Raw genomic sequence first — 26463 nt, forward strand, 5'->3', positions numbered from 1 at the left:
GTTCCAACCCACGCCCCGTCTTCCATGACCCCCTCTCAAACCCGCGACCACGTGCTGCAGGTCGAGAACCTCACCGTCTCCTTCGATGGCTTCAAGGCCGTGAACGACCTGAGCCTGGCGGTCGAGCGCAACGAGCTGCGCGTCATCATCGGCCCCAACGGCGCGGGCAAGACCACGCTGCTCGACATGATCTGCGGCAAGACCCGGCCCACCGCCGGCCGCGTGCTGTTCGAGGGGCGGGACCTCACCCGCCTGAGCGAACACCAGATCGTTCGCCTCGGCGTGGGCCGCAAGTTCCAGACGCCCTCGGTCTACGAAGACCTCACGGTCTTCGAGAACCTGGAGATATCCCTGCCCCGCATGCATGGCCTGTTGCAGTCGCTGGCGTTCCGGCGCAGCGGCGCCATCGTGGAACGCGTGAAAGCCATGGCCGAGCAGATCTTCCTGATCGATCGCCTGGGCCACCGCGCCGGCCTGCTCAGCCACGGCCAGAAGCAGTGGCTGGAAATCGGCATGTTGCTGATGCAGGAGCCCACCCTGTTGCTGCTGGATGAACCGGTGGCCGGCATGAGCCCGCGCGAACGCGAGCAGACCGGTGACCTGCTCAGCCGCATCGCCAAGGGTCGCTCGGTGGTGGTGATCGAGCACGACATGGACTTCGTCAAGCGCATCGCCCACCGCGTCACGGTGCTGCACCAGGGGAAGCTGCTGAGCGAAGGCAGCGCCGCCCAGGTGCAGGCCGACCCCCGCGTCATCGACGTCTATCTCGGCCACTGAGGAGGCAACCCATGTTCGACATCTCCCGGCTGAACGTGTGCTACGGCGAATCGCACGTGATCCACGACATCTCGTTCCAGGTGCAGGCGCGCGAGTCGGTGGCCATCATGGGGCGCAACGGCATGGGCAAGACCACCTTGCTCAAGTCCCTCATCGGCCTGTTGCCCACGCGCTCGGGCGACATCCAGCTCGATGGCCGCGCCCTCCAGGGCTTGCCGAGCCACCGCCGCGTGCAGCACGGCCTGGCCTTCGTGCCCCAGGGGCGCATGGTGTTTCCCTTCCTCACGGTGGAGCAGAACATCCTCTCGGGCGCCGAGCATTCGGGCCACCGCGAGGTGCCCGACTACATCCACCGCTTCTTCCCGGTGCTCAAGGACATGAAGCACCGCAAGGCGGGCAACCTCTCGGGCGGCCAGCAGCAGATGCTCGCCATCGCCCGCGCGCTCATCTCCGAACCCAAGGTGCTGATCCTCGATGAGCCCACCGAAGGCATCCAGCCTTCCATCATCAAGGAGCTGGCCCAGACCCTCAACGTGCTCCGGCAGGAACGCGGCTTTGCCGTGGTGGTGTCGGAGCAGGTGCTCAGTTTTGCCCTCGATCTCGCCGACCGGTTCCTGGTCATCGACCGAGGGCGCATCGTGCACGAAGAACCCCGTGCCAATCTGGATCAGGAAAAGGTCAAGTCCTTCCTGACTGTCTGACGTCAACCCCCAAGGAGTCTTTCATGCGACATGGTGACATTTCCAGCAGCAACGATTGCGTCGGCGTGGCCGTCGTCAACTACAAGATGCCCAGCCTGCATACCAAGGCCGAGGTGCTGGCGAATGCCCGCAAGATCGGCGACATGCTGGTGGGCATGAAGAAAGGCCTGCCGGGCATGGACCTGGTGATCTTCCCGGAGTACTCCACCCACGGGATCATGTACGACGCCAAGGAGATGTACGAAACCGCCTCCACCATTCCCGGTGCCGAGACGGAGATCTTCGCCGACGCCTGCCGCCGCGCCAACGTCTGGGGCGTCTTCTCGCTCACCGGCGAGCGCCACGAGGAGCACCCCAACAAGGCGCCCTACAACACGCTCATCCTGATGAACAACAAGGGTGAGATCGTGCAGAAGTACCGCAAGATCATGCCGTGGGTGCCCATCGAGGGCTGGTACCCGGGCGACTGCACCTACGTGAGCGAAGGCCCCAAGGGCATGAAGATGAGCCTGATCATCTGCGACGACGGCAACTACCCCGAGATCTGGCGCGACTGCGCGATGAAGGGCGCCGAACTCATCATCCGCTGCCAGGGCTACATGTACCCGGCCAAGGAGCAGCAGATCATGGTGGCCAAGACCATGGCCTTCATGAACAACTCGTACGTGGCCGTGGCCAACGCCACCGGTTTCGACGGCGTGTACTCCTACTTCGGCCACTCCGCCGTGATCGGCTTCGACGGCCGCACGCTGGGCGAATGCGGCGAAGAGGAAATGGGCATCCAGTACGCCGAGCTGTCCAAGAGCCTGATCCGCGACGCGCGCAAGAACGGCCAGTCGCAGAACCACCTGTTCAAGCTCGTGCACCGTGGCTACACCGGCCTCATCAACTCGGGCGACGGGGACAAGGGCGTGGCCGCGTGCCCGTACAACTTCTACGCCAAGTGGGTCAACGACCCCGAGGCCACGCGCGAGATGGTCGAGTCGTTCACGCGCACCACCGTCGGCACCGCCGAGTGCCCGATGGAAGGCATTCCGAACGAAGAGACGAAGCACCGCTGAGCCCGTCACCCCCCAACCGCGCCTTGTTCCGCACCGGAGGACCCCGTTCCATGCAGTCACCCCTGGACGCCCATCTCATCCGCTCCGAACCGTTCTACCAGCCCTCGGGCGAGGAGATCGAATGCTACGAGCGGGCGTACCGGCACCGCCTGCCGCTGATGCTCAAGGGGCCCACCGGTTGCGGCAAGACGCGCTTCGTCGAGTACATGGCCTGGAAGCTCCAGCGCCCCCTGGTCACCCTGGCCTGCAACGAGGACATGACCGCTTCCGACCTGGTCGGGCGCTACCTGCTCGACGCCCAGGGCACCGCCTGGCACGACGGGCCGCTGACCCTCGCGGTGCGCCATGGCGGCATCTGCTACCTCGACGAGGTGGTGGAGGCCCGCCAGGACACCACGGTGGTGATCCACCCGCTCACCGATGCGCGCCGCATCCTGCCGCTGGACAAGAAGGGCGAGGTCATCCAGGCCCACCCGGACTTCCAGCTGGTGGTCTCCTACAACCCGGGCTACCAGAGCAGCGCGAAGGACATGAAGGCCTCCACCCGGCAGCGCTTCGCGGCCCTGGAGTTCGACTACCCCGACACCGAGACCGAGGTCGCCATCGTCGCGCAGGAGGCGGGCATCGACGCCGCGCTGGCCCGCCAGCTCGTCACCATCGCGCAATGCACGCGCGCCCTCAAGCAGCGCGGGCTGGACGAAGGCGCCTCCACCCGGGTGCTCATCTACGCGGGCGTGCTGGTGCGCGACGGACTCACACCCACGCAGAGCTGCGAGATGACCCTGGTGCGCGCCCTGACGGACGACCCCGACATGGCGCAGGCCATCCGCGATTTCGTGAAGGCGCAATTCGGATGAAGAGCGACCTGCCGGCGCACGTGCTCGCACCACCGGATGTCGACGCGATCGACGGCCTGCTGCCCTCGCTGGCCTGGCTCGGTTCGGGCCTGCTGGGCGGGCCGCTGGCGGTGGCCGAGGCCAGCGCCGGCCCTCGTGCGCGCCGCACCATCCTCACGCGCGAGCAGGTGCTGCTCAGCCGACAGGCGCTGGAGGACGCGGCCGCGCCGGCCGGCGGGCTCTACCGCGCCAGCGTGGCCCACGCCGTGGCGCACTTGCTGTACTCGCCGCTGCAGCAGCCCGCCCGCCTGCTCAAGCCCATGAGCCAGGCCGTGGTGTCCGCCGTCGAGGACGCTCGCGTGGAGCGGCTGCTGGCACGGCGCTACCCGGGTGTGAGCGGCTGGTTCCTCGAACACCTCGCCCCCGTGCCCGAGGCCGGGAACTTCAGCTTCGAAGCGCTGCTGGCCCGCATGGACCGCGCGCTGGCCGACCCGGGTTGCGCGGACGACAACCACTGGGTGAACAAGGCCCGCCGGCTGTTCGAGGAAACGCAGACCCGCCACGGCCTGGGCGACGCCCCGGCGTTCCGCGCGATCGCCTCCATCCTGGCCAACGACCTGGGGCAGATGCGGGTGCGTTTCGATCCCCAGCACCACGTCGTGCCGTCGCCCTACCGCGACGACCACAGCATCCTGTGGCAGCACGACGACAACGAGCAGGACGAACAGCAGGCCATTGCCGCGCCCCGCTCGGCCCCGGCGCGCGCGGCCGCACCGCCCCCACAGGCCACCGCCGGAACGCAGCCCGTGCGCGAACAGGCCGAGGTGGAGCTGAGCCGCACCCTGCACGCCGAATGGCACCACCGGCTGGCCCTGTGGCGCCGGGACTGGTGCACCGTGATCGAGAAGCTGCCGGCCCTGGCGCCCACCACGCTCGCCCGCGCGCGGCCCGCCTTGTCTCACAGCTTCAGCCCGGTGTCGCTGCACCGCGTGCGCCGCCTCAGCCGCCGCCAGCGCCTGCGCCGGCAGTGGGAGGGCGAAGACATCGACCTCAACGCCGCCATCGAGGTGCTCGTGGACCGCCGCCTCGACCTGCAACCCGAGCCTCGGCTGTTCATGCGCCCGGGCCGCGAGGCGGGCACCTCCCGCATTCTGGTGCTGCTCGATCTGTCCGAGTCCACCAACGACCCCTCGGGCGCGCGCGGCGCCTCGCTGCTGGACATCGAAAAGCAGGCCGCCTTCCTGTTGGCCGAAGCCACGGTGCACACGCAGGACCGCGTGGCCATTCATGGCTTCAACTCCAACACGCGGGCCGAGGTGAGCTACTACCGCCTGCTCGAATGGGACGACCCGCTCGACGGCGCCGCCCGCGACCGCCTGGCCTCGGTGCCGGCCCGGCACTCGACCCGCCTGGGCGCGGCCTTGCGCCAGGCCACGGCCCATCTGCAAACCCAGCCCGGGCGCCATCGCGGCCTGCTGGTCGTCACGGATGGCGCGCCCTCGGACGTGGACGTGTTCGAACCCGACTACCTGGTGGAGGACGCGCGCATGGCGGTGCAGCAGGCGCGCCGAGCCGGCATCCGCACTTTCTGCCTGGCCGTCGATGCCGCGGCCGACCCTTACGTGCGCCGGATTTTCGGCTGGCGCGACCATGGGATCGCGGCCGATCCGAGCCACCTTCCGGTACAGTTGCAGAGAGCCTATGTGAGGCTGGCCGCCGGATGACGGCCACACCGCCTGGCACCCATTCCCTGCTGTTCACGGCCTTGCCCATGCCACTGAAGACCCCCGTTCGTTCCCACGTCGCGGCGCCGGCCGCATCCAGGGTGTGCCATGGTTGACCGCGATCCCGTGCGCGTCGGCGTGCTGTTCTCCTCGACCGGTGTCACCTCCACCATCGGCCTGTCGCAGCTGCATGGCGCCTTGCTGGCGATCGACGAAATCAACGATGCCGGGGGCATCAACGGCCGCGAGCTGGTGCCGGTGCACCACGATGCCCAGTCCAACCCGCAGCGCTACGCCCAGCTGGCCGAACAGCTGATCCTGCAGGACAAGGTCAACGTCATCTTCGGCTGCTACATGTCCAGCAGCCGCAAGGCCGTGATCCCCGTCATCGAAAAGTGGAACAAGCTGCTGTTCTATCCCACGCTGTACGAGGGCTTCGAGTACTCGGCCAACGTCATCTACACCGGCGCGGCGCCGAACCAGAACAGCGTGCAGCTGGCCGAATTCATGACGGCCAATTTCGGTGCGCGCGTCTACCTCATCGGCTCCGACTACATCTACCCCTACGAGTCCAACCGCATCATGGGCGAGCTGGTGATGCAGCGCCAGGGCAGCGAAAAGCTGGCCGAACGCTATGTGGCGCTGGACGCCACCGAGAAGGACTTCGCGGACATCATGGACGACATCCGCCACAAGCGGCCCGACTTCATCTTCTCCACCGTGGTCGGGGACTCCACCGCCGCTCTGTACCGCGCCTATGCCGATGCCGGCTTCGATCCGAAGACCATGCCCATCGGCAGCCTCACCACGTCCGAAGCGGAAATCTCGCAGATGGAGAAAGGCCTGGCCACCGGGCACTACACCTCGGCGCCTTACTTCCAGTCGATCGAATCCGCCGCCAACCAGCGCTGCCTGCAAAGCCTGCGCCGCCGCCTGGGCGAGCGCTGCGTGCCCAACCTGTGCTGGGAAGCCTCGTACTTCCAGATGCACATCTTCGCCAATGCCATGCGCCAGTCGCGCAGCGACGACATCGCCGAGCTCATGCCGCACGTGCTGGGCAGCGAGTTCGACGCGCCGCAGGGCCGCGTGCGCATCGACCCCAACAACCACCACACCTGCCTGTACCCGCGCATTGGCCGCGTGAACGCCGAGAGCCAGTTCACCATCGTCCGCCAGGCGAGAAGGTCGGTGTACCCCGATCCCTACCTCGTCACCCACTCGCTGGGTGACTGGGCCGCCCGCCTGGACACCCTGGAGTCTTGATGGTCGACCGCGCGGAGCCTCCACGCGCGCTGCGGGCCACGCCCCAGCAGCTCAAGGAACTTCGCACGCTGACCGTGGCGGTCATCCACCCGGACGACTCGGACGGCCGCCAGCTCACGCAACAGCTGCAACGCATCGGCTGCAAGGTGCAGGCTTTCTGGCCGCCCGTGCAGTCCATCGGCAAGGATGTGGACGTGGTCTTTCTCGCGGTGCGCCCCGAGATCCTCAACCTCAACATGGACTGGGCCCATGCCGAGGACGCGCCGACTGTGATCGCGGTGGTCAACTACGAGAACCCAACCATCGTGGAGGTGGTGCTGGGCCTGGAAGCCAAGGCCGTGCTGCCCTCGCCGGTGCGCTCGTTCGGCCTGCTCTCCGCGCTGGTGCTGGCCCGCGAGAGCCACAAGGTGAACCGCGCGCTGGCGCGGCGCCTCAAGAAGGTGGAGGCCAAACTGCTCGGCGTGCGGCACATCGCCGATGCCAAGGCCATCCTGATGAAGAGCCACCACGTGTCGGAGACGGAGGCTTACGACCTGATCCGCGACCAGGCCATGGCCAAGCGGACCACGACCGAAGAGGTGGCGATGGCGATCGTGGAGGCCCACGAGTTGCTGTCGGTGTCGCTGCCGTCGCGCCACCGCCGGGAGGAATAGCCGCTCAGGCGGCGTGCCACTCCAGCACTTGCCAGCGGGGTGGCAGGCCTTCGCCGGTCGCGACCGCTTCGGTGTCGCTCACACGGTCCAGCGCGCACGGCCGGTGTCGGCCTTCGAGCGCCGGGCGCGTGGCGCGCTGCACCGCCCACACGCCCTCGCCCCAGGTGCCGAACGTGATCTGGAAGTCCAGCAGCGCCTCGGCCTCGGCCGCATGGCGCTGCACCACCTGGGCCAGGGTGTCGTCGGGCGCGGTGTCGGCGGGCCAGGCGGCCTCGCGCGGCCGAAGGTGCATGAGGTACTGCCCACTGACCAGCAGGCGCTCGGCGGTGGGTTCGCCGGCCGCGTCCAGTGCGGCCAGCGCGATGCGCCGCCCCACCGAGCCGGGCAGGCGCTCCCACACCTCGAGGTAGCTGCCGTGGATGCCGGTCTCGATCACGCGTTGCGGGGTCTCGAACACCATGTGGCCCGCGTCGGGCGTGCTGCGCGGGGGCTGGAAGTCGATGCGGCGTTGCCAGGTGCAGACCTCGGGCAGGGCCGGGTCGGGCCGGGTGATGGCGGTGGTGCCGGCAAAGCCCTGCTGTTGCGCGCGGCCCGCGGGCGTGGCGCGTTCGGCATCGGCGGGCACGCGCAGGTCGCCGTGCCACAGGCCGGTCTGCAGCCAGTGCACCCAGCTGGTGGTGTCGCGGCCCTCGGGCGTTTCGAGCAGGGTGCGCTGCCACACGCCGTGGTAGCGGTCGGGGATGGTGGGTGGGCTCATGGGGGCTCAGGCGCCGGTGAAGGCTTGCACCCAGGTGGTGACGCGGTCGCGCGCGGGCGGGCTGTCGGCGAGTTCGGCCACCACCTCGGCGGTGCTGCGCACACGGCCGAAGATGCCGCCTTCCACGTCGATCATGGCGAGCGCGGGCGCCTGCAGCGCGGGGTTGCTGGCGGCGGTGGCGTCGCCCACGGTGGTGCAGGCAAAGCCGCGGTCCACCGCTTCGCGCAGTGTGGAGTGCACGCAGACCTCGGTGGTCACGCCGCAGAGGATGAGCCGGTCCACGCCGTGCGCGGCGAGCAGTTGCGTCAGGCGCGTCTGGTGGAAGGCGCCGTAGCCGGGCTTGTCGACCACGAAGTCGCCTGGGGCCGGTTGGAGCGCGTCCACGAAATCGTGGCCCTGTTCGCCGCGCACCAGCAGCCGGCCCAGCGGGCCCTGGCTGCCGATGGCCGCGCCCGCGGCGATGCTGCGCGCGAGCTTGGCGGGCGTGCAGTCGCTCAGGTCGGGCAGGTGGCCCTCGCGCGTGTGCACCACCAGCAGGCCCTTGGCGCGCGCGGCGGCCAGCAGTTGCTGGATGTTCGCGATCGGCTCGCGCAGGCGCTGCACGTCCATGCCGGCGGTGTCGGCATAGCCCCCCGGGCTGCAGAAGTCGCGTTGCATGTCGATCACGATGAGCGCGGTGCTGCTCATGGCGCGGGCCTTTCGAAACCGGTGCGCACGGCCTCGGCCATGCGGCGGGCCACTTCGTCGGCGAGCAGCTTGCCTTTCACCGCGTCCGAGCCTTTGGCCGAGGAGAGCACGCCGGAGGCGGGCACCCAGTCGGTGCGCGGCGGGTACATCTCGTAAGGCGGGAAGTCGGCCGGGCCGTCGTCGGGCAACAGGTCCATTCGCACAAGATTGGGGTGGTAGTGCAGCATCATCGAGGTCTCCAGCACGGCGGCGTGTTCAAGCGCGAAGCCTGGGAAGCCGTCGGGAAACACGTCGCCCAGGGTGTCGGGCGTCATGAAGTCCCAGTACTCCAGGCGCATCACCTGCAGCTGCGCGCCGGGGCCAAGGTCGCGCAGGCCGAGGTCGATGCCTTCGATCAGGAACCACTGGTTCTCGTAGTGGCCGTTGACGATGACCAGCTTCGTGAGGCCGTGGCGCGCGAACTCGCGCACCGCGTCGCGCACCTGGCCGATGAGGGTGGCGGCGTCCACGCTGGTGGTGCCGCAGAAGTGCTGGCCACCGCCGCACTTGGGCTGCGACTTGTAGCCATACGAGAGCGTGGGCGCCACCAGGCCCCCGACCAGCGCGGCAGTGTCGGCCGCGACGGCGCTGGAGAGCAGGCCGTCGGTGCCCAGGGGGAGGTGCGGGCCGTGCTGCTCGAGCGCGCCCACGGGCAGCAGCACGGGCGGCTGGTCTCGCACCACGCGGGCCTGGTAGTCCACCCAGGAAAGCTGGTTCATCCACACGGTGTCGGTCATCGGGTCATCCTCCTGTTGTTGCGGGTAAGGGTTTGCGCGTCGGCGGTGTGCTGTCGAGCGCTTCCACCAGCGCCGCCACAGCAATGAGCGTGCCGCCCAGCCAACCCAGCGGGGTGAGCGATTCACCGCCGAACCAGAGCGCGGTGAGCACCGCCACCACCAGTTCGGCGAGCAGGATCACGCCGGCCCGGCTGCTTTCGATGTGCGTCACGCCGAACTGCCAGGTCGCGGTGGCCAGCAGCAGCCAGACGAAGCCGTAGGCCAGCACCGCGAGCCAGGTGCTGGCCGACAGGGCGGGCACGGGTTGGTCGAACGCGGTGGTGATCAGCAGCGAGATCACGCCGCAGCCGATGAAGATGGCGATGGTCTTGCTGCGCAGCGGCACGGCTTGCGCGGCGCGGGCGATCAGGTTGTTGCCCGCGTAGGCCAGCCCGGCGAAGAGCGCGAGGCCATCCGACAGCGAGAGCGAGAGTTCCACGCCGCCCGGCCCGCCGAGCACCAGCCACAGGCCGACGATGGCCGCCACCACGGCCGCCCAGCGCGTGGGCGGAATGTGTTCCTTCAGGAACAGCCAGCCACCGAGCACGGACCACACCGGCGACAGGTAGAACAGGAACATCACCCGCACCACGTCGCCCACCATCAGGGCGTTGACGAACGAGGTGTTGGCCCAGCCACCGACGGCCGCGATCGCCAGCAGCGGCCCCCACTGCGCGCACCACGCGGCGCGCTCGCGCCAGACGAAGACCAGCGCGCACAGGGCCACCGCACCATACGAGACGAGCGAGACCATCGGCCCGCTCAGGCCCTGCGCGGAAAACCACTTGAGCGGCATCCACGACAGGCCCCAGAGTGAGGCCGAGAACAGCAGCACACCGGCGGCGTTCACGGCATCACCGATCCACCATTGGGTCCCAGCACCTGGCCGCAGTAGAAGCGCGAGAGGTCGCTGGCCAGGAACAGCGCGGTGGCCGCGATCTCCTCGGTCTCGGCGACGCGGTGCTGCGGGATCGCCAGCTCCTTCTCGATCCATTCGGGGCTCATGTGGTCGAGCGAGACCATCGCGGTGTTCACCGGGCCGGGGGCGATAGCGTTGACGCGGATGCCGTGCGGTGCGAACTCGCGCGCCAGCGAGCGCGTGAGCCCGATCACGCCGGCCTTGGCCGCGCAGTAGGGCGCGTACTGCTCGCGGCCCAGGATGCCGAGGTCGGACGCCAGGTTGACGATGACGCCGTTGCCGCGCGCCACCATGCCAGGCAGCACGGCGCGCGAGGTGAGGAAGACGGATTTGAGGTCGACGCCGAGCATCCGGTCCCAGTCGGCCTCGGTGGTGTCGAGAAAGGGCTTCTCCTGGATGATGCCGGCGTTGTTGACGAGCAGGTGCACCTCGCCCGCGTCGGCCATCAGGCGTTGCACCGCGTCGGCTCGGCTGACGTCGGCGTCGATCGCGAACGCCTCGCAGCCGTCGCGCTGGATCGCCTGCACCACGGCCAGTGCGGCCTCGGTCTGCCCAAGGTGGTTGACCACCACGCGCGCGCCGGCCTGCGCGAACAGGATCGCGATGGCGCGGCCGATGCCGGTGGCCGCGCCGGTGACCAGCGCGGTCTTGCCCTGCAGCGAGAGGGTGGGGTGGTTCTTCATGCCATCACCTCGCCGTGGCTGGCCACCAGGCACTGGCCGGTGAGCGGGGCCGCGCCCTCGCTGGCGAGGAAGAGGAACACGCCGGCCAGGTCGTCGGGCCTGAGCATCACCGGCATGGCCTGCCTGGAGAGAATCTCGCGCTCCACCTCGGCCTCGCTGCGGCCCTGTTCCTGCGCCATGGTGGTGAGCGAGCGCAGCGCCGCGGCCGTGCGCACCCAGCCGGGGCAGACCGCGTTGACGCGGATGCCGCGCGGGCCCAGCTCCAGCGCGAGCGAGCGCGTGAGGCCCACCACCGCGTGTTTGCTCGCTGCGTACGCGGAGAAACCGGCCACGCCGATGCGGCCCCAGATCGAGCTCTGGTTGATCACGCTCGCGCCGCGCGGCAACACCGGCAGCAGGGCCTGCGTGAGCCGCACCATGGAGCCGACGTTGTTGTCCAGCAGCGCGGACCAGCGCACCATGGCGTCGGGCGAGGGGTCGGCCAGCGGCGTCGGGTACTCGGTGCCGGCGTTGTTGACCAGCACGTCCAGCGTGCCCCAGCGCTCGCGCACCTGCTGGGCGATGCGCGCGATCTGTGCCGGGTCGCCCAGGTCGCACACGGCGGCGCTGGCGTCGAGTTCGGCACTGAGCACGGGCAGCGAAGTGTCGGCCCGGTCGAGCAGCATCAGCCGCGCGCCCTGCGCGGCGAAGGCCCGCGCCAGCGCGCTGCCGATGCCGCCGGCCGCGCCGGTGACGAGCACGGTCTTGCCTTCCAGGCCGTAGCGGGGGGCGGCCATGTCAGACGGCGGTGAGGAAAGACACACCGACGGCACCCAGGAACCCGTCGGCGCGGCCCGGCGTGCCGGGCGGCTGCACCGCGCCGTAGTTGCTGGCCAGCACGCGTCTGACGCGGTTGGTGTGGAAGCTGCGCAGCAGCTCGCGCACCGTGACCACCTGCGCATAGTCGGTCGGGTACAGCTCGCGGTGGAAGGCCGGCAGGCGGTACCAGGGCGCGGTGGGTCGCTCGTGGTGGGCGTTGTGGAAGCCGAAGTTCAGCCACACCAGGTTGAGCCATTTCGCGTCCAGGCTCACCACGTCGCTGAAGGTGTTGGCCTGCTCGTAGGCGCGGTCGCGAACCTTGTCCTTGGGGATGGGCGTGTCGTCGAGGATGGGGTAGGCGTCGTAGGTGTGCTGGAAACAGTCGGCAAAGCGCAGCACGGTGACGAAGATCAGGTAGGCCAGTGCGTACAGCAGCAGCGCCTTGAGCGACCACCAGCCCAGCGCCACCCAGGCGGCGATGCGCACGATGGCGATGCCGATCACGCGGCCGCGCGCGGCTTTCTTCTTCTCGCCCATGAAGGGCATGGCGATCACGAAGCCGCGCATGACGAACTCCACCGCCGGGATGTACGCCCACTCCAGCGCGAGCACGGCGCGGCGGATCGTGGGGCGCGAGCGCAGGAAGGCCTGGGCGTCGAAGGTGATCACGTCGGCGCGCTCCACGTGGTGGCGCATGTGCTTGCGGCGCAGGTCGGCGAAGCTGGCGAAGCAGCTGCCGTTGATCCAGCTCATGAGCGTGCCCCAGCGCTCGTTGGCCTGGGGTGTCTTGAAGATCGCGTAGTGCGCGAACTCGTGGATGAAGTAGGCCGACCAGACCAGGGTCTGCGCCACCAGCAGCACGCCCAGCGCGTTGAGCCAGCCGTTGGCCTGGCCGAGCAGGACGATGCCCGCAGGCCAGCCCAGCAGCGTGAAGGCGAGGGCGGCCACGTTGGGCCACACGCCGTCCTCATAGCGGAACACCGATGTCATGGCGGCTTACTTCGCGACCATGGCCTTGACGAGGCCGGCGTCGAACGTGGCCTCGGTGGCGGGGATCGTGGTGATCTGGCCCTTGGCCTTGAGCAGCTGGGCGATGATGTCGCCGCTGGCGTAGTACGAGGTGGTTTCCTTCGCGGGCAGGAAGGCCTTGGGCATCTCGGCCAGCGGGATGTTGTAGACGCCGGTGAGCTGTTCCTTCACCTCGGCGGCGGACACGCCCATGAACTTGCCGATGATCTTGTGCGCCTCGGCCGGCTTGGCCTTCATGTAGGCCATGCCGTCCAGGTAAGCCTTCATGATGCCGGTGATCTCGGCCGGCTTGGCCTTGATGACCTTGTCGTCGAACACCAGCACGTCGGCGATCAGGCCGGGCGCGTTCTTCGAGGAAAACACCACCTTGAACTTCTTGCCACCGCCCTGGCCGAGGATCTGCGACAGGCTGGGCTCGTAGGTCACGCCGATGGGCAGCTGGCCCGAGGCCATGGCGGCCGGCACGGCTTCGGGCGTCATGCTCACGGGGGTGATGTCCTTCTCCGTCAGGTTCACCGTCTTGAGCGCGTACGAGAGCAGGAAGTCGCTCGGCGAGAGCGGGTTGTAGCCGATCTTCTTGCCCTTGAAGTCGGCTACCTTGGTGATGCTGCCGTCGGCCACGATGGCGTCGCCGCCGTTGGAGTAGTCGATCGGCATGACCACCTTCATGTTGCGGCCGGCCGCCACCTGGCCCACCACCTGGTCGTAGGTCAGCATGCCGCCGTCCACCGCACCCGAGGCGATGGCCGCCGGGATCAGCGCCGGGTCGTTGAAGACCTGCAGCGAGACCTTGAGGTTGTATTTCTTGTAGAGGTCCAGCGCCTCGGCCACGTAGAACGGGCCGTAGCCGATCCACACCACGGTGGCGATCTTCATCGGGGCGGGTGCCTGCGCGAAGGCGCCGGCGGTGGCCAGCGACAGGGCCAGGCCCAGGGCGGGCTTGAGGAAGTGGTGGCGCCGGGCGGGGGATGCAGGGAGGGCGGTGCTGTTCATCAGAGGACTCCATGGGTTGGTGGGACGCGCAGGAAGAACCGATCTGTGATCGTTCTCCCGGGCTTTTGTCCCTCCGTGGAGCCTGCGATGAGGCCGGCACACTCTCGGACCAGACACCACGAAACCTCTGTGGTCGGAACCCTAGTGCACCTGAGTGCCGAGCTGTCTCGGGGCGGTCCCCAGATCGCTCTTCTTGCGCTTCCGGTGTCAGCAGAAAGCGTGCCAGCGGTTTGCGTGGGGTCCGGCCGGGGCGGTGCACCAAAACGAGGGCGAACCGGCACCGGCCGGTGCATTGGGCGCCCCGGCGCCGCCCCGGCTTGGTGCGACGCGGTGGCCACCTGCGCGCGAATGCGCTTTTGTCTGACAGAGCGCGGCGCGGTGTCCCGCCTAGCATGGGCCATGCAGGTACTCACCGTGAACATCCACAAGGGCTACGACGTGTTCAACACCCGTTCCGTGCTGCACGGGCTGCGGGAAGCGGTGCGCGCCATGGGCAGCGACATCGTCTTTCTCCAGGAGGTGAAAGGCGGCAACGGGTCCAGCGCCGCGCAGTACGAGTTCCTGGCCGACGAGATCTGGCCGCAGCACGCCTACGGCCGCAACGCCGTGGCCGAGGGGCTGGACCACGGCAACGCGGTGATGTCGCGCTTTCCGGTGCTGCACAGCGAGAACCACGACCTGTCGATCAGCGGTTTCGAGCCGCGCGGCATGCTGCACTGTGTGCTTGATGTGCCGGGCCTGGGGCCCGACATGCACGTGATGTGCGCGCACCTGGGGCTGCGCGAATCGCACCGGCGCCAGCAGCTGGGCATGATCTGCGACATCGTGAGCCGCTACGTGCCGCCGGATTCGCCACTGGTGGTGGCTGGCGACTTCAACGACTGGCGCCTGCGCGCCGATGGGCTGCTGGCGCCCAGCGGCCTGCGCGAGGTGTTCCGCCACGCGCATGGCCAGCACGCACGCAGCTTTCCGTCGGGCTTTCCGCTGCTGCGGCTGGACCGCATCTACGTGCGTGGGGTGGCACGCGCCTTGCCCGTTCCCATGCCTCGGCGTCCCTGGGCGCGGCTGTCCGACCACGCGCCGCTGGCCGCTGAAATCCACCTGGAGACCGCGCCATGAATTCGCATTGGGTGCCCGGCAACCGGATCACGCTGCTGGAGAACGGCGAGGGCTACTACCCGCCCGTGTTCGAGGCGATCGCCAACGCCGAGAAGGAAGTGCTGCTGGAGACCTTCATCCTGTTCGACGACAAGGTGGGCCGCCAGCTGCATGAGGCGCTCCTGAAAGCCGCGCAACGCGGAGCGCAGGTTCACGTGCTGGTGGACGGCTGGGGCTCGCCGGACCTGCCGGCCTCGTTCACCCAGCCGCTGCTGGAGGCCGGGGTGCACTTGCGCGCCTTCGAGCCGGTGCAGCGCGTGCTGGGCGCGCGCGTCAACCTGCTGCGCCGCATGCACCACAAGATCGTGGTGGTGGATGGCCGGGTCGCTTTTGTCGGCGGCATCAACTACTCCATCGACCATCTGATGGAGTTCGGCGAACTCTCCAAGCAGGACTACGCGGTGCAGATTGAAGGCCCGCTGGTGGGCCAGATCCAGGCCTTCTGCCGCGCCAACGTCGAGTCGCCCCAGCCCGCGCGGGGGCAATGGCTGCGGCGCTGGCGCTCGAGCCTGCGCCGCAAAGGCGTGGCCGAGGTGACGGGCGAAGGCGCGCTCGCCGCTTTCGTCACGCGCGACAACAACGAACACCGCAGCGACATCGAACGCCACTACCGCGCGGCGATCCGCAGCGCGCGCCACCGCATCCTGATCGCCAACGCCTATTTCTTCCCCGGTTACCGCTTCCTGCGCGACCTGCGCCGCGCAGCCCGGCGCGGGGTGCAGGTGGATCTCTTCCTGCAGGGCCGTCCCGACATGCTGTGGGTCAAGCGCGCGAGCGAGCTGCTGTACCGCCACCTGATGCGCGCGGGCATCAACATCTACGAGTACAAGGAGCGCCCGCTGCACGGGAAGGTGGCGGTGGTGGACAACCTCTGGGCCACCGTGGGCTCCAGCAACCTCGACCCCACCAGCCTGAGCCTGAACCTGGAGGCCAACGTGATCGTGCGCGACGAGGCCTTCGCGCGCCACCTCAGCGGGCGCATCGACGAGCTGTTGCAGACCTGCTGCCAGCGCGTGGAGCTGCCCACACCGAGCCGGCTGCGCTCGGCCTGGATCGCGGTGCGCAGCATGGTGGTGTTCCACGCGTTGAGGCGCTTCCCCGACTGGACGCGGCAGACCACGGCGCGCGAGCCGCGCGTGGTCGCCATGACGGTCGACCCGGATCCTTCATGAGCGCAGCGCAGGGCCGCCCCGCACGGCAGCGCCTCTGGCGGTGGACGAAACGGATCGCGCCGTGGGCCCTGGCTGCGCTGGTGCTGGCCCTGGTGGCGCAACAGGCCCGCGCGGTGGACTGGCCGCAGGTGTGGGTGTCGCTGCGGCAGCTGTCGGTCGGGCGGCTGGCGTTGGCGGCTGGCCTCGCGGTGCTGAGCTATGGGGTCTACGCCGGCTTCGATCTGGTGGGTCGCCACCTCACGCGGCATGGCCTGGCGGTGCCGCGCACGCTGGGCACGGCGGCCATCAGCTACGCCTTCAACCTCAACTTCGGCGCACTGGTGGGCGGCTTCGCGATGCGGCTGCGCCTGTACACGCGCTGGGGCGTGGCCGCGGCCACGGTGGCCAAGGTGATCGCGCTGAGCATGACGACCAACTGGCTGGGCTACCTGTGGGTGAGCGGCGGTGTGTTGCTGTGGTCACCGCCCACGTTGCCGGGTGGGTGGGCGCCGGGCGACACCGCGCTGCGCGCCCTCGGCGCGGCGATGGTGGCGCTGGCGTTGGCCTACCTGGTGCTGTGCGCGGTTTCGCGCCCACGCACGCTGAAGTGGCGCGAGCACGAACTGGCGCTGCCCGGCGGTCGCCTGGCGCTGGTGCAGGCGCTGGCCGGCGGCGCGAACTGGCTGCTGATGGGCACCATCGTGTGGGTGCTGTTCGAGGGGCGGGTCGATTTCGCCCTCGTGCTGGGTGCGCTGCTGATGGCCGCCGTGGCCGGCGTGATCACGCACGTGCCGGCCGGCCTGGGGGTGCTGGAGGCGGTGTTCGTGGCCACGCTGGGCGGCGTGTTGCCCGCCACCGAGGTGCTCGCGGTGGTGCTGGCCTACCGCGCGGCCTACTACCTGCTGCCGCTCGCCCTGGCGCTGCCGGCCTACGCCTGGAGCGAGGCCGCGGCGCGGCGCGGCGGCGCCGCCCAGAGGCGCCAGGGTGTCAGGGACTCAGGCCCGGCCCTTCGACGGCGCGGCCGACCGACGTGAGCGCGGGATCGGCCACCGGGGTCCGCACGGGGCCAACCGGGCCCCACCAGCGCTGAAACGGCGCTGGGCCGGCCAGGGACTTCGCATCGAGCAGCAGGGCGTGCGCCAGGGCCGCCTGGCACACGTCGTCGAGTTCGCTCGCGAACGCCGCATCGAGCACGAGCAGCTGCGCCGCAGCGATCACGTCGCCGCTGTGCCAGCCCGAGCCGCCGTCGATCGCCACGCTGGACCACACGCCGTCCACGGTGCTGTGCGCTGGCAGGGGCTGGCTGCCGTCCGCCTGGTACAGCCAGGCGCCGGCCCGCATGAGTTCGGCGCAGCACGCGCGCCAGGGCCAGGCGTGGGGCGCGCCGCCGTGCTGCAGCAGCACCGACACATTGACGCCCCGGCCGGCCGCGCCGGCGATGGCCTGCACCAGCCGGCGCGAGGGCGCGCGCCGCGCCAGGGCGATGAAGACGCTGAAGCGCGCCGTTTCCACGGCACCGATGAGCGGGCAGCTGGCGGCCGGGGCGGGCTGCGCCGATCCCGCGCGGGTGGCGATGCCCATGCGCTGGCGACCCGCGAGCGCGATGGGCGGAAAGTGCTGCGGCGGCGGCGCGGGCAGGCGGGGTTCGGCGGTCTTCCAGCTGTCCAGGAAGAGCCGCTGCACGCGCTGGACGATGGGGCCGCGCACGCGCAGGTGCGGGCCCTGAGCCCCCGCGCCGGTGGATGGCGAGCCCGGGCCGCACCACGCCGTGCGGCCATCCACCACCGCCAGCTGCCGCTGCATGGACTGGAAGCGCTGCGCCACCCAGCCACTGAGGCCGCCGGGCCGTTCGAGGGTGCGCACGGTGGCGCCGGCACGGCGCAGCGGGCCCAGTTCGGCTTCCTGGCGCGGGTTGCTGGCCAGCACCTGCACGCGCACGCCCTGACGGCACAGCGCCACCAGCCGATGGAGCAGGCCGTCCTGCGGCGCGCCCACGTCGAGCAGGGCGGCATCGAGGTTGATGTGGTCGCGCGCGCCGATCAGCGTCTCCACCAGCGCGGCGCGCGCCGCGCTCGCATCGGCGAACAGCTCGGCGTGGTTGCCGCCGAGCAGGGGTTCGCCCAGGCGGCGCACCAGTTCGTGGGCATGGGCCATGTGCGCGGGGACGGGTGGGGCGGGGAAGGACAGGCTCATGGAGGCGTGGGCTTGAGGTGGCGACTTGCGACTGTGGCAAACGGCGTGCCCGGTGCCGGCGCGCGCGCCGCGGCACCCACGGCGGGAACGTGTTTTGCCCAACCAGCCGTGGATGCCGAGGGCCGGTGAACGGCGACCGCATCCGCTTCATGCATCCGATCATTGAAAGGACACACCCATGGCACAACAGGACAACCGGAACCGCCAGCGAGGCGGTTACCAGCAAGAGGCTTTCAGCTCGCAAAACCGCCAGCAAGGCGGCGGGTACGAGTCGCCGCGCCAACCGCAGGGCGACCACGGTCGGGGCCGCGATGACGCCTGGCAGGGCGGCGGCGACTGGCGCCGCGAACAGCAACGCGACCTCGGCAGTTTCCGCGATGAGGACACGCCGTACGGGCAGAGCGGCGGCTACGGTCAGCGCGAGCAGGACGACCGCTACGGCCACGGCGGCTCCGGCCCCTACCGTGGTGACGCACCTCGGTACGGCCAGTACGGGCTGCGCGACGACGACGACGACCGCTACGGCCAGCACGGCGGGTACGGCCGGGAGCAGCGTGAGCGCTTCAACCGCCCCAGCGGTCTGGATCGCGACTACCGGGGTGCGGGTTACGCCGGCCCCGGTGGGTACGGCGGTGGCATGGGCAGCAGCTACAGCGGCTCGCAGTCCGGCTACAGCGGCCGAGGCGACTCGCAGGAGCAGCAGTTCGACCCGGACTACAGCCAATGGCGCCGAGAGCAGATGCGCGCACTGGACGACGACTACAACCAGTGGCGCCAGGACCGCTTCAAGAAGTTTTCCGACGAGTTTTCCACCTGGCGTTCCAGCCGCCAGCAGACCGCCGGCACGGGCAAGAACGAGAGCGGGTCACCGTCGTCGGGCAAGCAGAACAAGGACAACAGCTGACGCCGCTGGCGCCTGAAGCCGGGAGAGGCCCGCGAGGGCCTCTCCCGGCTTTTTTCAGATCGCGTCCACGCTGCCGGTGACGGGCAGGACCACGCCGGTGATGTAACCCGAGCAGCAGGGCGAGGCCAGAAAGACGTAGGCCGGCGAAAGCTCCTCGGGCTGCGCTGCGCGCTGGAAGTCTGTCTTTTCCCCGAAGTCCTTCACTTTCCCGGCCGGCTGATCGCGCGGGTTGAGCGGGGTCCAGACCGGGCCGGGCGCGACGGCATTGACCCGGATGCCGCGCGGCAGCAGGTTGCTCGCCAGCGACTTGGTGAAGGCGTGGATGGCCCCTTTGGTGGCGGCGTAGTCCAGCAGGTGGGCACTGCCGCGCAGCCCGGTGACCGAGCCGGTGTTGATGATGCAGGCACCTTCCTTCAGGTGGGGCAGGGCGGCGCGTGTCATGCGGAAGTAGCCGCCCAGGTTGGTGTCCCAGGTCTCCTTCAGCCGCTCGTCGTCGATGTCTTCGATGGATTCGGCGTGCTTCTGGAACGCCGCGTTGTTCACCAGAACGTCCAGCCTGCCAAAGGCCTTCACGGTCTCGTTCACCGCTGCCTCGCACCAGCCCGGGTCCTTCACGTCGCCCTGCAGCACCAGGCATTGCCGGCCTTCGGCCTCCACATGGCGCCGGGTTTCCTCGGCGTCTTCCGAGGAGGAGAGGTAGGCAATCGCCACGTCGGCGCCTTCTCGCGCGAAGAGCACCGCCACCGCCCGGCCGATGCCGGAGTCGCCGCCGGTGATCAGCGCCGCCTGTCCCTGCAGCTTCTGGCTGCCCAGGTAGTCGGGCGCCAGGAACCGTGGCCGCAATTCCAGATCAGACTCCTGGTCGTCTGCATCGAGGTGCTGTTCGGGCATTTTCGTGGGCTGGGCCCGCGCACCGGTCTGGGGCGGGCGCTTCTTTGCGGCGGGGGCGCGTTGCTTGCGCTGGTCGCGGTGGTCCTGCTCTGCGTGAATGGATGCCTGTTTTTCGAGTGTGCGGCTGCTGGCCATGGGCGTGCTCCCGGTAGGGGGTGAAAGGGATTCGGCGAATCCTCTCGGGGCAGGGCGCGTGCCAACGGACCGCCAGGGAAGCGATGTCGGCCGGCGGAAGAATCTGCCGCAAAGGGGTTTGACTTTTTTGCGGTTTTTCTCGGAACACGGCTTTTTTGGAGAGCGTTGAGTGCGTTTACATTCCAGACATGTTTGCATGCGCACAATGGCATGTTGCGACCGCAACTGCCGCTTGCCCCACCGCGTCTCCACCCCACAGCCCGCCCCGACTTCCATGCCATTGACCTTCGCTGCATCCGATGAGCCACGCCGGCTGTTCCCCGTCGTCCTGTCCGCCACGGCGTCCTCTCCGGTTCGACAGCGTCCCGGTGCACGGCGCTGGACCTTGGCCCTGGTGGGGGTGGCGGTGCTCGCGCTGGCCGCCTGCGGTGACAAGAAGGCGCCCGCCGCCACCCCGGCCGCACCCACCGTCGGCTACCTGACGGTGGTGGTGCAGACCCAGGGGCTGACCACCGAGCTGGCGGGCCGCACCCGGGCCTCGCAGAGCGCGGAAGTGCGGCCCCAGGTCTCGGGCATCCTGCAGAAGCGGCTGTTCACCGAGGGCTCGGTGGTCAAGGCTGGGCAGCCGCTGTACCAGATCGACGCGCGCACGCTGGAAGCCACCGTCAAGAGCGCCGAGGCGGCCCTGGCCAAGTCGCGCGCTTCCGCGCAGACCGCGCGCACCAACGCCGAGCGCAACGCCGAGCTGGTGAAGATCGACGCCATCAGCCGCCAGGTGTTCGACGAAAGCCAGGCCCAGGTGGCCCAGTCGGCCGCCGACGTGGCCGTGGCACAGGCGGCGCTGGAAAACGCCCGCATCAACCTGCAGTACAGCCGCATCGTGGCCCCCATTGGCGGCCAGATCGACCTCTCCGCGGTGCTGCCCGGTTCGCTGGTCACCGCCAACCAGGCGCAGGCGCTGACCACCATCAGCCAGCTCGACCCCATTCATGTGGACATCACGCAGTCCAGCTCGGAGCTGCTCGAGCTGCGGCGCCAGTGGCAGGCCGGCACCTTCGGCAAGGTCGAGGCCGGCGGCGCCCCGGTGCGCCTGGCGCTGGAAGACGGCAGCCGCTACCCGCACGCGGGCAAACTGCAGTTCACTGGCGCCACCGTGAGCCAGACCACCGGCGCCATCACCCTGCGCGCGGTGTTCCCCAACCCCGACCGCCTGCTGATGCCCGGCATGTACGTGCGCGCGCGCCTGTCCACCGGCGAAGCCAGCGACGCCATCGTGCTGCCGCAGCAGGCGGTGCAGCGCGACCCGGCGGGCAAGCCCAGCGTGCAGCTGCTCAACGCCGACAACAAGATCGAGAAGCGGCCGATCCGGCTGGGCCAGGCCCTGGGCGCCCAGTGGCTGGTGCTCGAAGGCCTGAAGGCGGGCGACCGCGTGATGGTCGAGGGCTTCCAGAAAGCCCGCGTCGGCCAGACCGTGACGCCGCTGGCGATGCGCATGGAAGGCAACCGCGTGGTGGAGGACAAGCCCGCCGCGTCCACCGGGCAGGGCGGACCCGCCGGGCAGGGCGGCCAGGCGGGCCAGATCCCGGCAGCTTCCGCCCCACCCAAGCCCTGAGCGCGACCCACGGGCCATCCCCGACCGGGTGACCCCTGCCCCCTTCGAGCAAACCGGACTCCACACGCAGCACCATGGCCCACTTCTTCATTCACCGTCCCGTTTTCGCCTGGGTGCTGTCCATCGTGGTCATGCTCGCGGGGTTCATGTCCATCTTCACCCTGCCGCTGGAGCAGTACCCCGACATCGCGCCCCCGCGCGTCTCGATCAACACCATCTACACCGGCGCCTCGGCCGAGACCGTGGCCGACTCCGTCACCCAGGTGATCGAGCAGCAGCTCAAGGGCATCGACAACGTGCTCTACATGAGCTCGACCAGCGACTCCGCCGGCCGCTCGCGCACGCAGCTGACCTTCGCCCCCGGCACCGACATCGATGTGGCCCAGGTGCAGGTGCAGAACAAGCTGCAGACGGCCATGAACCGGCTGCCCGAGGCGGTGAAGAGCCGGGGCGTGTTCGTGAACAAGGGCGGTCAGGACAACCTGATGACCTACGTCTTCACCTCGCCCGACCCCACGGTCACGCAGGTGGCGATCGGCGACTACATCACCAGCAACGTGGTCGACGTGATCTCGCGCATCGACGGCGTGGGCGACGTGAGCGTGTTCGGCACCAGCTACGCCATGCGCATCTGGATGGACCCGGGCAAGCTGGAGCAGTTCGCGCTGATGCCCTCGGACATCGTCTCGGCGCTGAACTCGCAGAACGCCCAGGTCTCCGCCGGGCAGCTCGGCGCGCTGCCCGCGGTGAAGGACCAGATGCTCAACGCCACCATCACGGCGCGCACCAAGCTCAAGACGGTGGACGAGTTCCGCGGCATCGTGCTCAAGGCCGCCGCCGACGGTTCGCTCGTCACCGTGGGCGACGTAGCCCGGGTCGAGCTGGACGCCGACAACCTGACGGTGAAGTCCCGCCTGAACAACCAGCCCGGCGCCGGCCTGGGCATCGTGCTGGCCGACGGCGCCAACGCCATGGCCGTGGCCACGGCGGTCAACGCCAAGATGGCCGAACTCGCGCCCTTCTTCCCCGACGGCATCACCGGCGTCATCAGCTCCGACACCACGCCCTATGTGCGCGCCTCCATCAAGGAAGTGGCCGTCACCCTGGCCGAGGCCATGGTGCTGGTGGTGATCGTGATGTTCATCTTCCTGCAGAACCTGCGCGCCACGCTGATCCCCGCCATCGCCGTGCCGGTGGTGCTGCTGGGCACCTTCGGCGTGCTCTCGGTGCTCGGGTACTCCATCAACATGCTCACCATGTTCGCCATGGTGCTGGCCATCGGCCTGCTGGTGGACGATGCGATCGTGGTGGTGGAAAACGTCGAGCGCGTGATGCACCAGGAAGGCCTGCCCGCGAAGGAGGCCACCATCAAGTCCATGGCCGAGATCACACCCGCGCTGGTGGGCATCGGCCTCACGCTCTCGGCGGTGTTCATCCCCATGGCCTTCTTCTCGGGCTCCGTGGGCGTGATCTACCGGCAGTTCTCGGTCGCCATCGTCTCGGCCATGGCGTTCTCGGTGCTGGTGGCGCTCTCGCTCACGCCGGCCCTGTGCGCCACCATCCTCAAGCCCACCGAGCACCTGCACGAGGGCGCGCCCGCTCGCCAAGGCCTGCTGGGCTGGGTGGACCGCTTCTTCCGCTGGTTCAACGCCGGCTTCGACCGCAACTCCACCCGCTACCAGGGCGCGGTGCGCCAGCTGCTGCTGCGCAGCAAGCGCGTGATGCTGCTCTTCGCGCTGCTCGTCTGCGGCGTGGTGTTCCTGTTCCAGAAGCTGCCCACCTCCTTCCTGCCGGTGGAAGACCAGGGCTTCATCACCGCCAGCGTGACGCTGCCGGCCGGCTCGTCGGACGCGCAGCTCGAAACCGTGCTGCAGGACATCACCCGCTACTTCAACGCCCAGCCCGACGTGCTGCGCGTCAACTCCATCGCGGGCAACAGCGGCAACCAGAGCTCGGGCAACATCTTCGTGCGCCTCAAGCCCTGGGACGAGCGCCCCAACCCCGAGCAGAGCGCCGAAGCCATCTCGCGCAAGGCCACGCGCGACCTTTCGCGCATCCGAGCCGCGCGCATCTTCGTCTCCATGCCGCCGGCCGTGCGCGGCCTGGGCTCGGACGCCGGGGTGAACTTCATGCTCAAGGACATCAACGGCCTGGGCAACGAGGCGCTGCGGGCGGCCAAGGACCGCGTGGTCGAGCTGGCCGCCCAGCACCCCTCGCTGACCAACATGCGCACCACCGACTTCGACGTGACCTCCGAACTCAAGGTGGTGATCGACGACCGCAAGGCCGCCGCGCTGGGCCTGTCCACCAGCGACATCAACAACGTGCTCTCCAGCGCCGTCGGCGGCTCCTACGTCAACGACTTCGTGCACAACGGCCGTGTCAAGCGCGTCTATGTGCAGGGCGACGCGCCCTACCGCATGCTGCCGCAGGACATCGGCAAGTGGACGGTGCGCAACCGCAGCGGCGAGATGGTGCCGCTGGCGGCCTTCACCTCCACCACCTGGACCAGCAGCGCGCCGCAATTGCTGCGCTACAACGGCTCGCCGGCCATGGAGATGATCGCCAACACGGCGCCTGGCGTGAGTTCGGGCGATGCCATGCGAGCGGTCGAATCCATCATGGCCCAGATGCCGGTGGGCATAGGCTACGAATGGACGGGTGCGTCCCTGCAGGAGCGCCAGTCGGGCGCGCAGGCGCCGCTGCTGTACGCCATCTCCATCCTGTTCGTGTTCCTGTGCCTGGCCGCGCTCTATGAAAGCTGGAGCGTGCCGTTCTCGGTCATCCTCGCGGTGCCGCTGGGCATCGTCGGTGCCTTGCTGGCCACGTACTTCCGGGGCATGTCCAACGACGTGTATTTCCAGGTGGGCCTGTTGACCACCGTGGGGCTGGCGTCCAAGAACGCCATCCTGATCGTGGAGTTCGCGGTGCAGCTGCAGGACCAGGGCCGCAGCATCTTCGACGCCACGCTGGAGGCGGTGCGGCGCCGCCTGCGCCCGATCCTGATGACTTCGCTGGCCTTCGGCTTCGGCGTGCTGCCGCTCGCGCTGGGCACCGGGCCGGGCGCGGCCAGCCGCCAGGCCATCGGCACCGCCGTGCTCGGCGGCACCGTGCTGTCGACCTCGCTGGGCCTGTTCTTCGTGCCCGTGTTCTTCCTGCTGGTGCGCAGCTGGGTGCAGCGCAGGCGCGCGAAAGCCGCCGCCGCCGTGCCGCCCCTGGCCACGCCCGCGCTGTCGCACCAAGGAGGAGAAGCGTGATGCACCTCATGACGACCCCCCCCTTCCAGCGGGCCGCCACCGTCGGCGCGCTGCTTCTCCTGCTGGCCGGATGTGCCGTGCAACCCCCGGCCAAGCCCGACGTGCAAGGCGTTGTCGCCCCGACGCTGGGCCAGCCGCTGGCCGTGGCGGACGCCAGCGCCGCCGCCGTGCAGACCTCGCAGCGCCTGGCCTGGGTGCAGCACCCGGGCCTGCGCCAGTCGATCGCGCAGGCGCTCACCCACAACCGCGACCTGCGCGTGGCCCTGTCCAACATCGAACGCGCCCGTGCGCAGTACGGCATCACCAGCGCGGCCCAGCTGCCCACCGTGGCCGCCACCGCGCAGGGCAGCCGCAGCCGCACGGCCGCCGACCTCTCGAGCAGCGGCGTGTCGACCACCAGCACGCAGTACACCGCGCAGCTCGCCATCACCAGCTTCGAGCTCGACTTCTGGGGCCGCGTGCGCAACCTCAATGAAGCCGCGCTGCAGCAGTTCCTGCAGTCCGAGGAAAACCAGCGCAACGTGCGCATCACGCTGGTGGCCGACGTCACCAACGCCTGGCTCAACCTGGCCGCCAACGAAGCCCGCCTGACCCTGGCGCGCGACACCCTGGCCGGCCGCGAAAAGGCCTACCAGCTCACCGAGCGCATCCACCAGCTGGGGGGCACCAACGGCCTCGTGCTGGCACAGAACCGCATCACCGTGGAAACTGCGCGCGGCGACGTGGCCGCCTTCACGGCCCAGGTCGCGAAAGACCGCAACGCCCTCGAAGCCCTGGTGGGCAGCGGCCTGCGCCGCGAATGGCTGCCCACCGCCGAGACCCTGCGCGCCGAGCCGGCGGCCGCGCCCGCCGCGTTGATGGCACTGCCGGCCGAATTGCCGTCGTCCTTGCTGCTCGAACGCCCCGACGTGCGCGCCTCCGAATACAACCTGCAGGCCTTGTCGGCCAACGTGGCGGCGGCGCGCGCGGCGCTCTTCCCCACCATCAGCCTGAGCACCAGCATCGGCACTGGCAGCCGCGAGCTCGACAACCTGTTCGGCAGCGGCAACAACACCTGGAGCTTCGTGCCGCAGATCCGCTGGCCCATCTTCGACGGCGGTGCGGCGCGCGCCTCGGTCGACGTGGCGCAGGCCAACCGCGACATCGCCGTGGCGCAGTACGAGAAAGCGATCCAGACCGCGTTCCGCGAGGCCTCCGATGCGCTGGCCGAGCGCGCGCAGTGGGAAGCCCGTCTGGCGGCGCAGCAGGCCGTGGTGGATGCCAACGCGCGCGCGTTCGAGCTGTCCGAAGCGCGCTTCACCTCGGGCGTGGACAACTACCTCACCGTGCTCGACGCGCAGCGCAGCCTGTACGCCGCGCAACAGGCCCTGATCGCCCTGCGGCAGTCCGAACAGGCCAACCGCGTGGCGCTGTGGAAGGTGCTGGGCGGCAACCTGACGCCGGCGTCCTGAGGCCCGCGCCAGTGC

The 26463-nt window shown here is 69.4% G+C and carries 24 protein-coding genes and 1 riboswitch; of the genes, 14 read left to right on the forward strand and 10 right to left on the reverse strand.

What is annotated here, in order from left to right; all coding sequences use genetic code 11:
- Window positions 1-24 precede the first annotated feature (24 nt).
- The 7 genes from urtD (at window position 25) to ACODTB_RS05600 (ending at window position 7015) form a co-directional block, all read left to right on the forward strand.
- On the forward strand, window positions 25-777 hold the full coding sequence (urtD, locus tag ACODTB_RS05570) for an urea ABC transporter ATP-binding protein UrtD (protein ID WP_291120620.1): 753 nt from the start codon (window positions 25-27) through the stop codon (window positions 775-777).
- An 11-nt stretch (window positions 778-788) separates the two neighbouring features.
- The gene (gene urtE / locus ACODTB_RS05575; protein ID WP_291120618.1) at window positions 789-1478 is read left to right on the forward strand and encodes an urea ABC transporter ATP-binding subunit UrtE; all 690 of its coding nucleotides are present in this window, start codon (window positions 789-791) and stop codon (window positions 1476-1478) included.
- A gap of 23 nt (window positions 1479-1501) precedes the next feature.
- The gene (locus tag ACODTB_RS05580) at window positions 1502-2539 is read left to right on the forward strand and encodes an aliphatic amidase (RefSeq protein WP_291120616.1); all 1038 of its coding nucleotides are present in this window, start codon (window positions 1502-1504) and stop codon (window positions 2537-2539) included.
- A gap of 50 nt (window positions 2540-2589) precedes the next feature.
- Window positions 2590-3396 (forward strand): CbbQ/NirQ/NorQ/GpvN family protein, encoded by an 807-nt coding sequence (locus tag ACODTB_RS05585; RefSeq protein WP_291120614.1) that lies wholly within the window; start codon window positions 2590-2592, stop codon window positions 3394-3396.
- Complete coding sequence (locus ACODTB_RS05590; protein WP_291120612.1) at window positions 3393-5099, forward strand: nitric oxide reductase activation protein NorD; 1707 nt, start codon at window positions 3393-3395, stop codon at window positions 5097-5099. Before ACODTB_RS05585 ends, ACODTB_RS05590 begins: the two co-directional genes overlap by 4 nt.
- Window positions 5100-5207: 108 nt before the next feature.
- A complete protein-coding gene (locus ACODTB_RS05595; RefSeq protein WP_291120610.1) occupies window positions 5208-6362 on the forward strand; it encodes a transporter substrate-binding domain-containing protein in 1155 nt (384 codons plus the stop codon).
- Entirely contained in the window at window positions 6362-7015 is a 654-nt protein-coding gene (locus ACODTB_RS05600; RefSeq protein WP_291120607.1) for an ANTAR domain-containing response regulator, read from the forward strand. The genes ACODTB_RS05595 and ACODTB_RS05600 overlap by 1 nt, the downstream gene beginning before the upstream one ends.
- 4 nt (window positions 7016-7019) lie before the next feature.
- Here ACODTB_RS05600 and ACODTB_RS05605 read toward each other — a convergent pair whose 3' ends face one another.
- Genes ACODTB_RS05605 through ACODTB_RS05640 form a run of 8 tightly spaced genes read right to left on the reverse strand, consistent with a single transcriptional unit; the run spans window position 7020 to window position 13696 of the window.
- Window positions 7020-7772, reverse strand: coding sequence for a hypothetical protein (locus tag ACODTB_RS05605; RefSeq protein ID WP_291120605.1), 753 nt, complete (start codon window positions 7770-7772; stop codon window positions 7020-7022).
- A gap of 6 nt (window positions 7773-7778) precedes the next feature.
- Window positions 7779-8459 (reverse strand): cysteine hydrolase family protein, encoded by a 681-nt coding sequence (locus tag ACODTB_RS05610; protein WP_291120603.1) that lies wholly within the window; start codon window positions 8457-8459, stop codon window positions 7779-7781.
- Window positions 8456-9235: a creatininase gene (locus ACODTB_RS05615; protein WP_291120601.1), complete on the reverse strand. Its 780-nt coding sequence runs from the start codon at window positions 9233-9235 to the stop codon at window positions 8456-8458. Before ACODTB_RS05615 ends, ACODTB_RS05610 begins: the two co-directional genes overlap by 4 nt.
- A gap of 4 nt (window positions 9236-9239) precedes the next feature.
- Window positions 9240-10124, reverse strand: a complete 885-nt coding sequence (locus ACODTB_RS05620; protein WP_291120599.1) for a DMT family transporter — start codon at window positions 10122-10124, stop codon at window positions 9240-9242.
- Window positions 10121-10876: an SDR family NAD(P)-dependent oxidoreductase gene (locus tag ACODTB_RS05625; RefSeq protein ID WP_291120597.1), complete on the reverse strand. Its 756-nt coding sequence runs from the start codon at window positions 10874-10876 to the stop codon at window positions 10121-10123. The genes ACODTB_RS05620 and ACODTB_RS05625 overlap by 4 nt, the downstream gene beginning before the upstream one ends.
- Entirely contained in the window at window positions 10873-11652 is a 780-nt protein-coding gene (locus tag ACODTB_RS05630) for an SDR family NAD(P)-dependent oxidoreductase (RefSeq protein ID WP_291120595.1), read from the reverse strand. The genes ACODTB_RS05625 and ACODTB_RS05630 overlap by 4 nt, the downstream gene beginning before the upstream one ends.
- A 1-nt stretch (window position 11653) precedes the next feature.
- Window positions 11654-12664, reverse strand: a complete 1011-nt coding sequence (locus tag ACODTB_RS05635; RefSeq protein WP_291120594.1) for a fatty acid desaturase family protein — start codon at window positions 12662-12664, stop codon at window positions 11654-11656.
- Between the two features lie 6 nt (window positions 12665-12670).
- The gene (locus ACODTB_RS05640) at window positions 12671-13696 is read right to left on the reverse strand and encodes an ABC transporter substrate-binding protein (protein WP_291120592.1); all 1026 of its coding nucleotides are present in this window, start codon (window positions 13694-13696) and stop codon (window positions 12671-12673) included.
- A gap of 52 nt (window positions 13697-13748) precedes the next feature.
- Window positions 13749-13852, reverse strand: a riboswitch (guanidine-I (ykkC/yxkD leader).
- A 243-nt stretch (window positions 13853-14095) separates the two neighbouring features.
- Between ACODTB_RS05640 and ACODTB_RS05645 the strand changes: the two genes are divergently transcribed.
- Genes ACODTB_RS05645 through ACODTB_RS05655 form a run of 3 tightly spaced genes read left to right on the forward strand, consistent with a single transcriptional unit; the run spans window position 14096 to window position 17039 of the window.
- Window positions 14096-14815 (forward strand): endonuclease/exonuclease/phosphatase family protein, encoded by a 720-nt coding sequence (locus tag ACODTB_RS05645; protein ID WP_291120590.1) that lies wholly within the window; start codon window positions 14096-14098, stop codon window positions 14813-14815.
- The gene (clsB, locus tag ACODTB_RS05650; protein ID WP_291120589.1) at window positions 14812-16026 is read left to right on the forward strand and encodes a cardiolipin synthase ClsB; all 1215 of its coding nucleotides are present in this window, start codon (window positions 14812-14814) and stop codon (window positions 16024-16026) included. The genes ACODTB_RS05645 and clsB overlap by 4 nt, the downstream gene beginning before the upstream one ends.
- Entirely contained in the window at window positions 16023-17039 is a 1017-nt protein-coding gene (locus ACODTB_RS05655) for a lysylphosphatidylglycerol synthase domain-containing protein (RefSeq protein ID WP_291120587.1), read from the forward strand. Before clsB ends, ACODTB_RS05655 begins: the two co-directional genes overlap by 4 nt.
- Here ACODTB_RS05655 and ACODTB_RS05660 read toward each other — a convergent pair.
- Window positions 16993-18198: a phospholipase D-like domain-containing protein gene (locus ACODTB_RS05660; RefSeq protein WP_291120585.1), complete on the reverse strand. Its 1206-nt coding sequence runs from the start codon at window positions 18196-18198 to the stop codon at window positions 16993-16995. The two genes, ACODTB_RS05655 and ACODTB_RS05660, sit on opposite strands and share 47 nt — an antisense overlap.
- A 178-nt stretch (window positions 18199-18376) precedes the next feature.
- On the opposite strand from ACODTB_RS05660, the gene ACODTB_RS05665 reads away from it, so the two are divergent.
- Window positions 18377-19102: a hypothetical protein gene (locus tag ACODTB_RS05665; protein WP_291120583.1), complete on the forward strand. Its 726-nt coding sequence runs from the start codon at window positions 18377-18379 to the stop codon at window positions 19100-19102.
- Between the two features lie 54 nt (window positions 19103-19156).
- Here the strand turns inward: ACODTB_RS05665 and ACODTB_RS05670 are convergent, their stop codons facing one another.
- Window positions 19157-20128 (reverse strand): SDR family oxidoreductase, encoded by a 972-nt coding sequence (locus ACODTB_RS05670; protein ID WP_291120581.1) that lies wholly within the window; start codon window positions 20126-20128, stop codon window positions 19157-19159.
- Between the two features lie 274 nt (window positions 20129-20402).
- On the opposite strand from ACODTB_RS05670, the gene ACODTB_RS05675 reads away from it, so the two are divergent.
- The 3 genes from ACODTB_RS05675 to ACODTB_RS05685 all read left to right on the forward strand — a co-directional run bounded on the left by ACODTB_RS05675 (window position 20403) and on the right by ACODTB_RS05685 (window position 26448).
- A complete protein-coding gene (locus tag ACODTB_RS05675) occupies window positions 20403-21740 on the forward strand; it encodes an efflux RND transporter periplasmic adaptor subunit (RefSeq protein WP_291120579.1) in 1338 nt (445 codons plus the stop codon).
- 74 nt (window positions 21741-21814) lie between these two features.
- Entirely contained in the window at window positions 21815-24997 is a 3183-nt protein-coding gene (locus ACODTB_RS05680; RefSeq protein ID WP_291120577.1) for an efflux RND transporter permease subunit, read from the forward strand.
- Window positions 24998-25005: 8 nt separating this feature from the next.
- On the forward strand, window positions 25006-26448 hold the full coding sequence (locus ACODTB_RS05685; protein WP_488929151.1) for an efflux transporter outer membrane subunit: 1443 nt from the start codon (window positions 25006-25008) through the stop codon (window positions 26446-26448).
- Window positions 26449-26463 lie beyond the last annotated feature (15 nt).

The sequence above is a fragment of the Hydrogenophaga sp. FG152 genome (genome assembly GCF_057809615.1).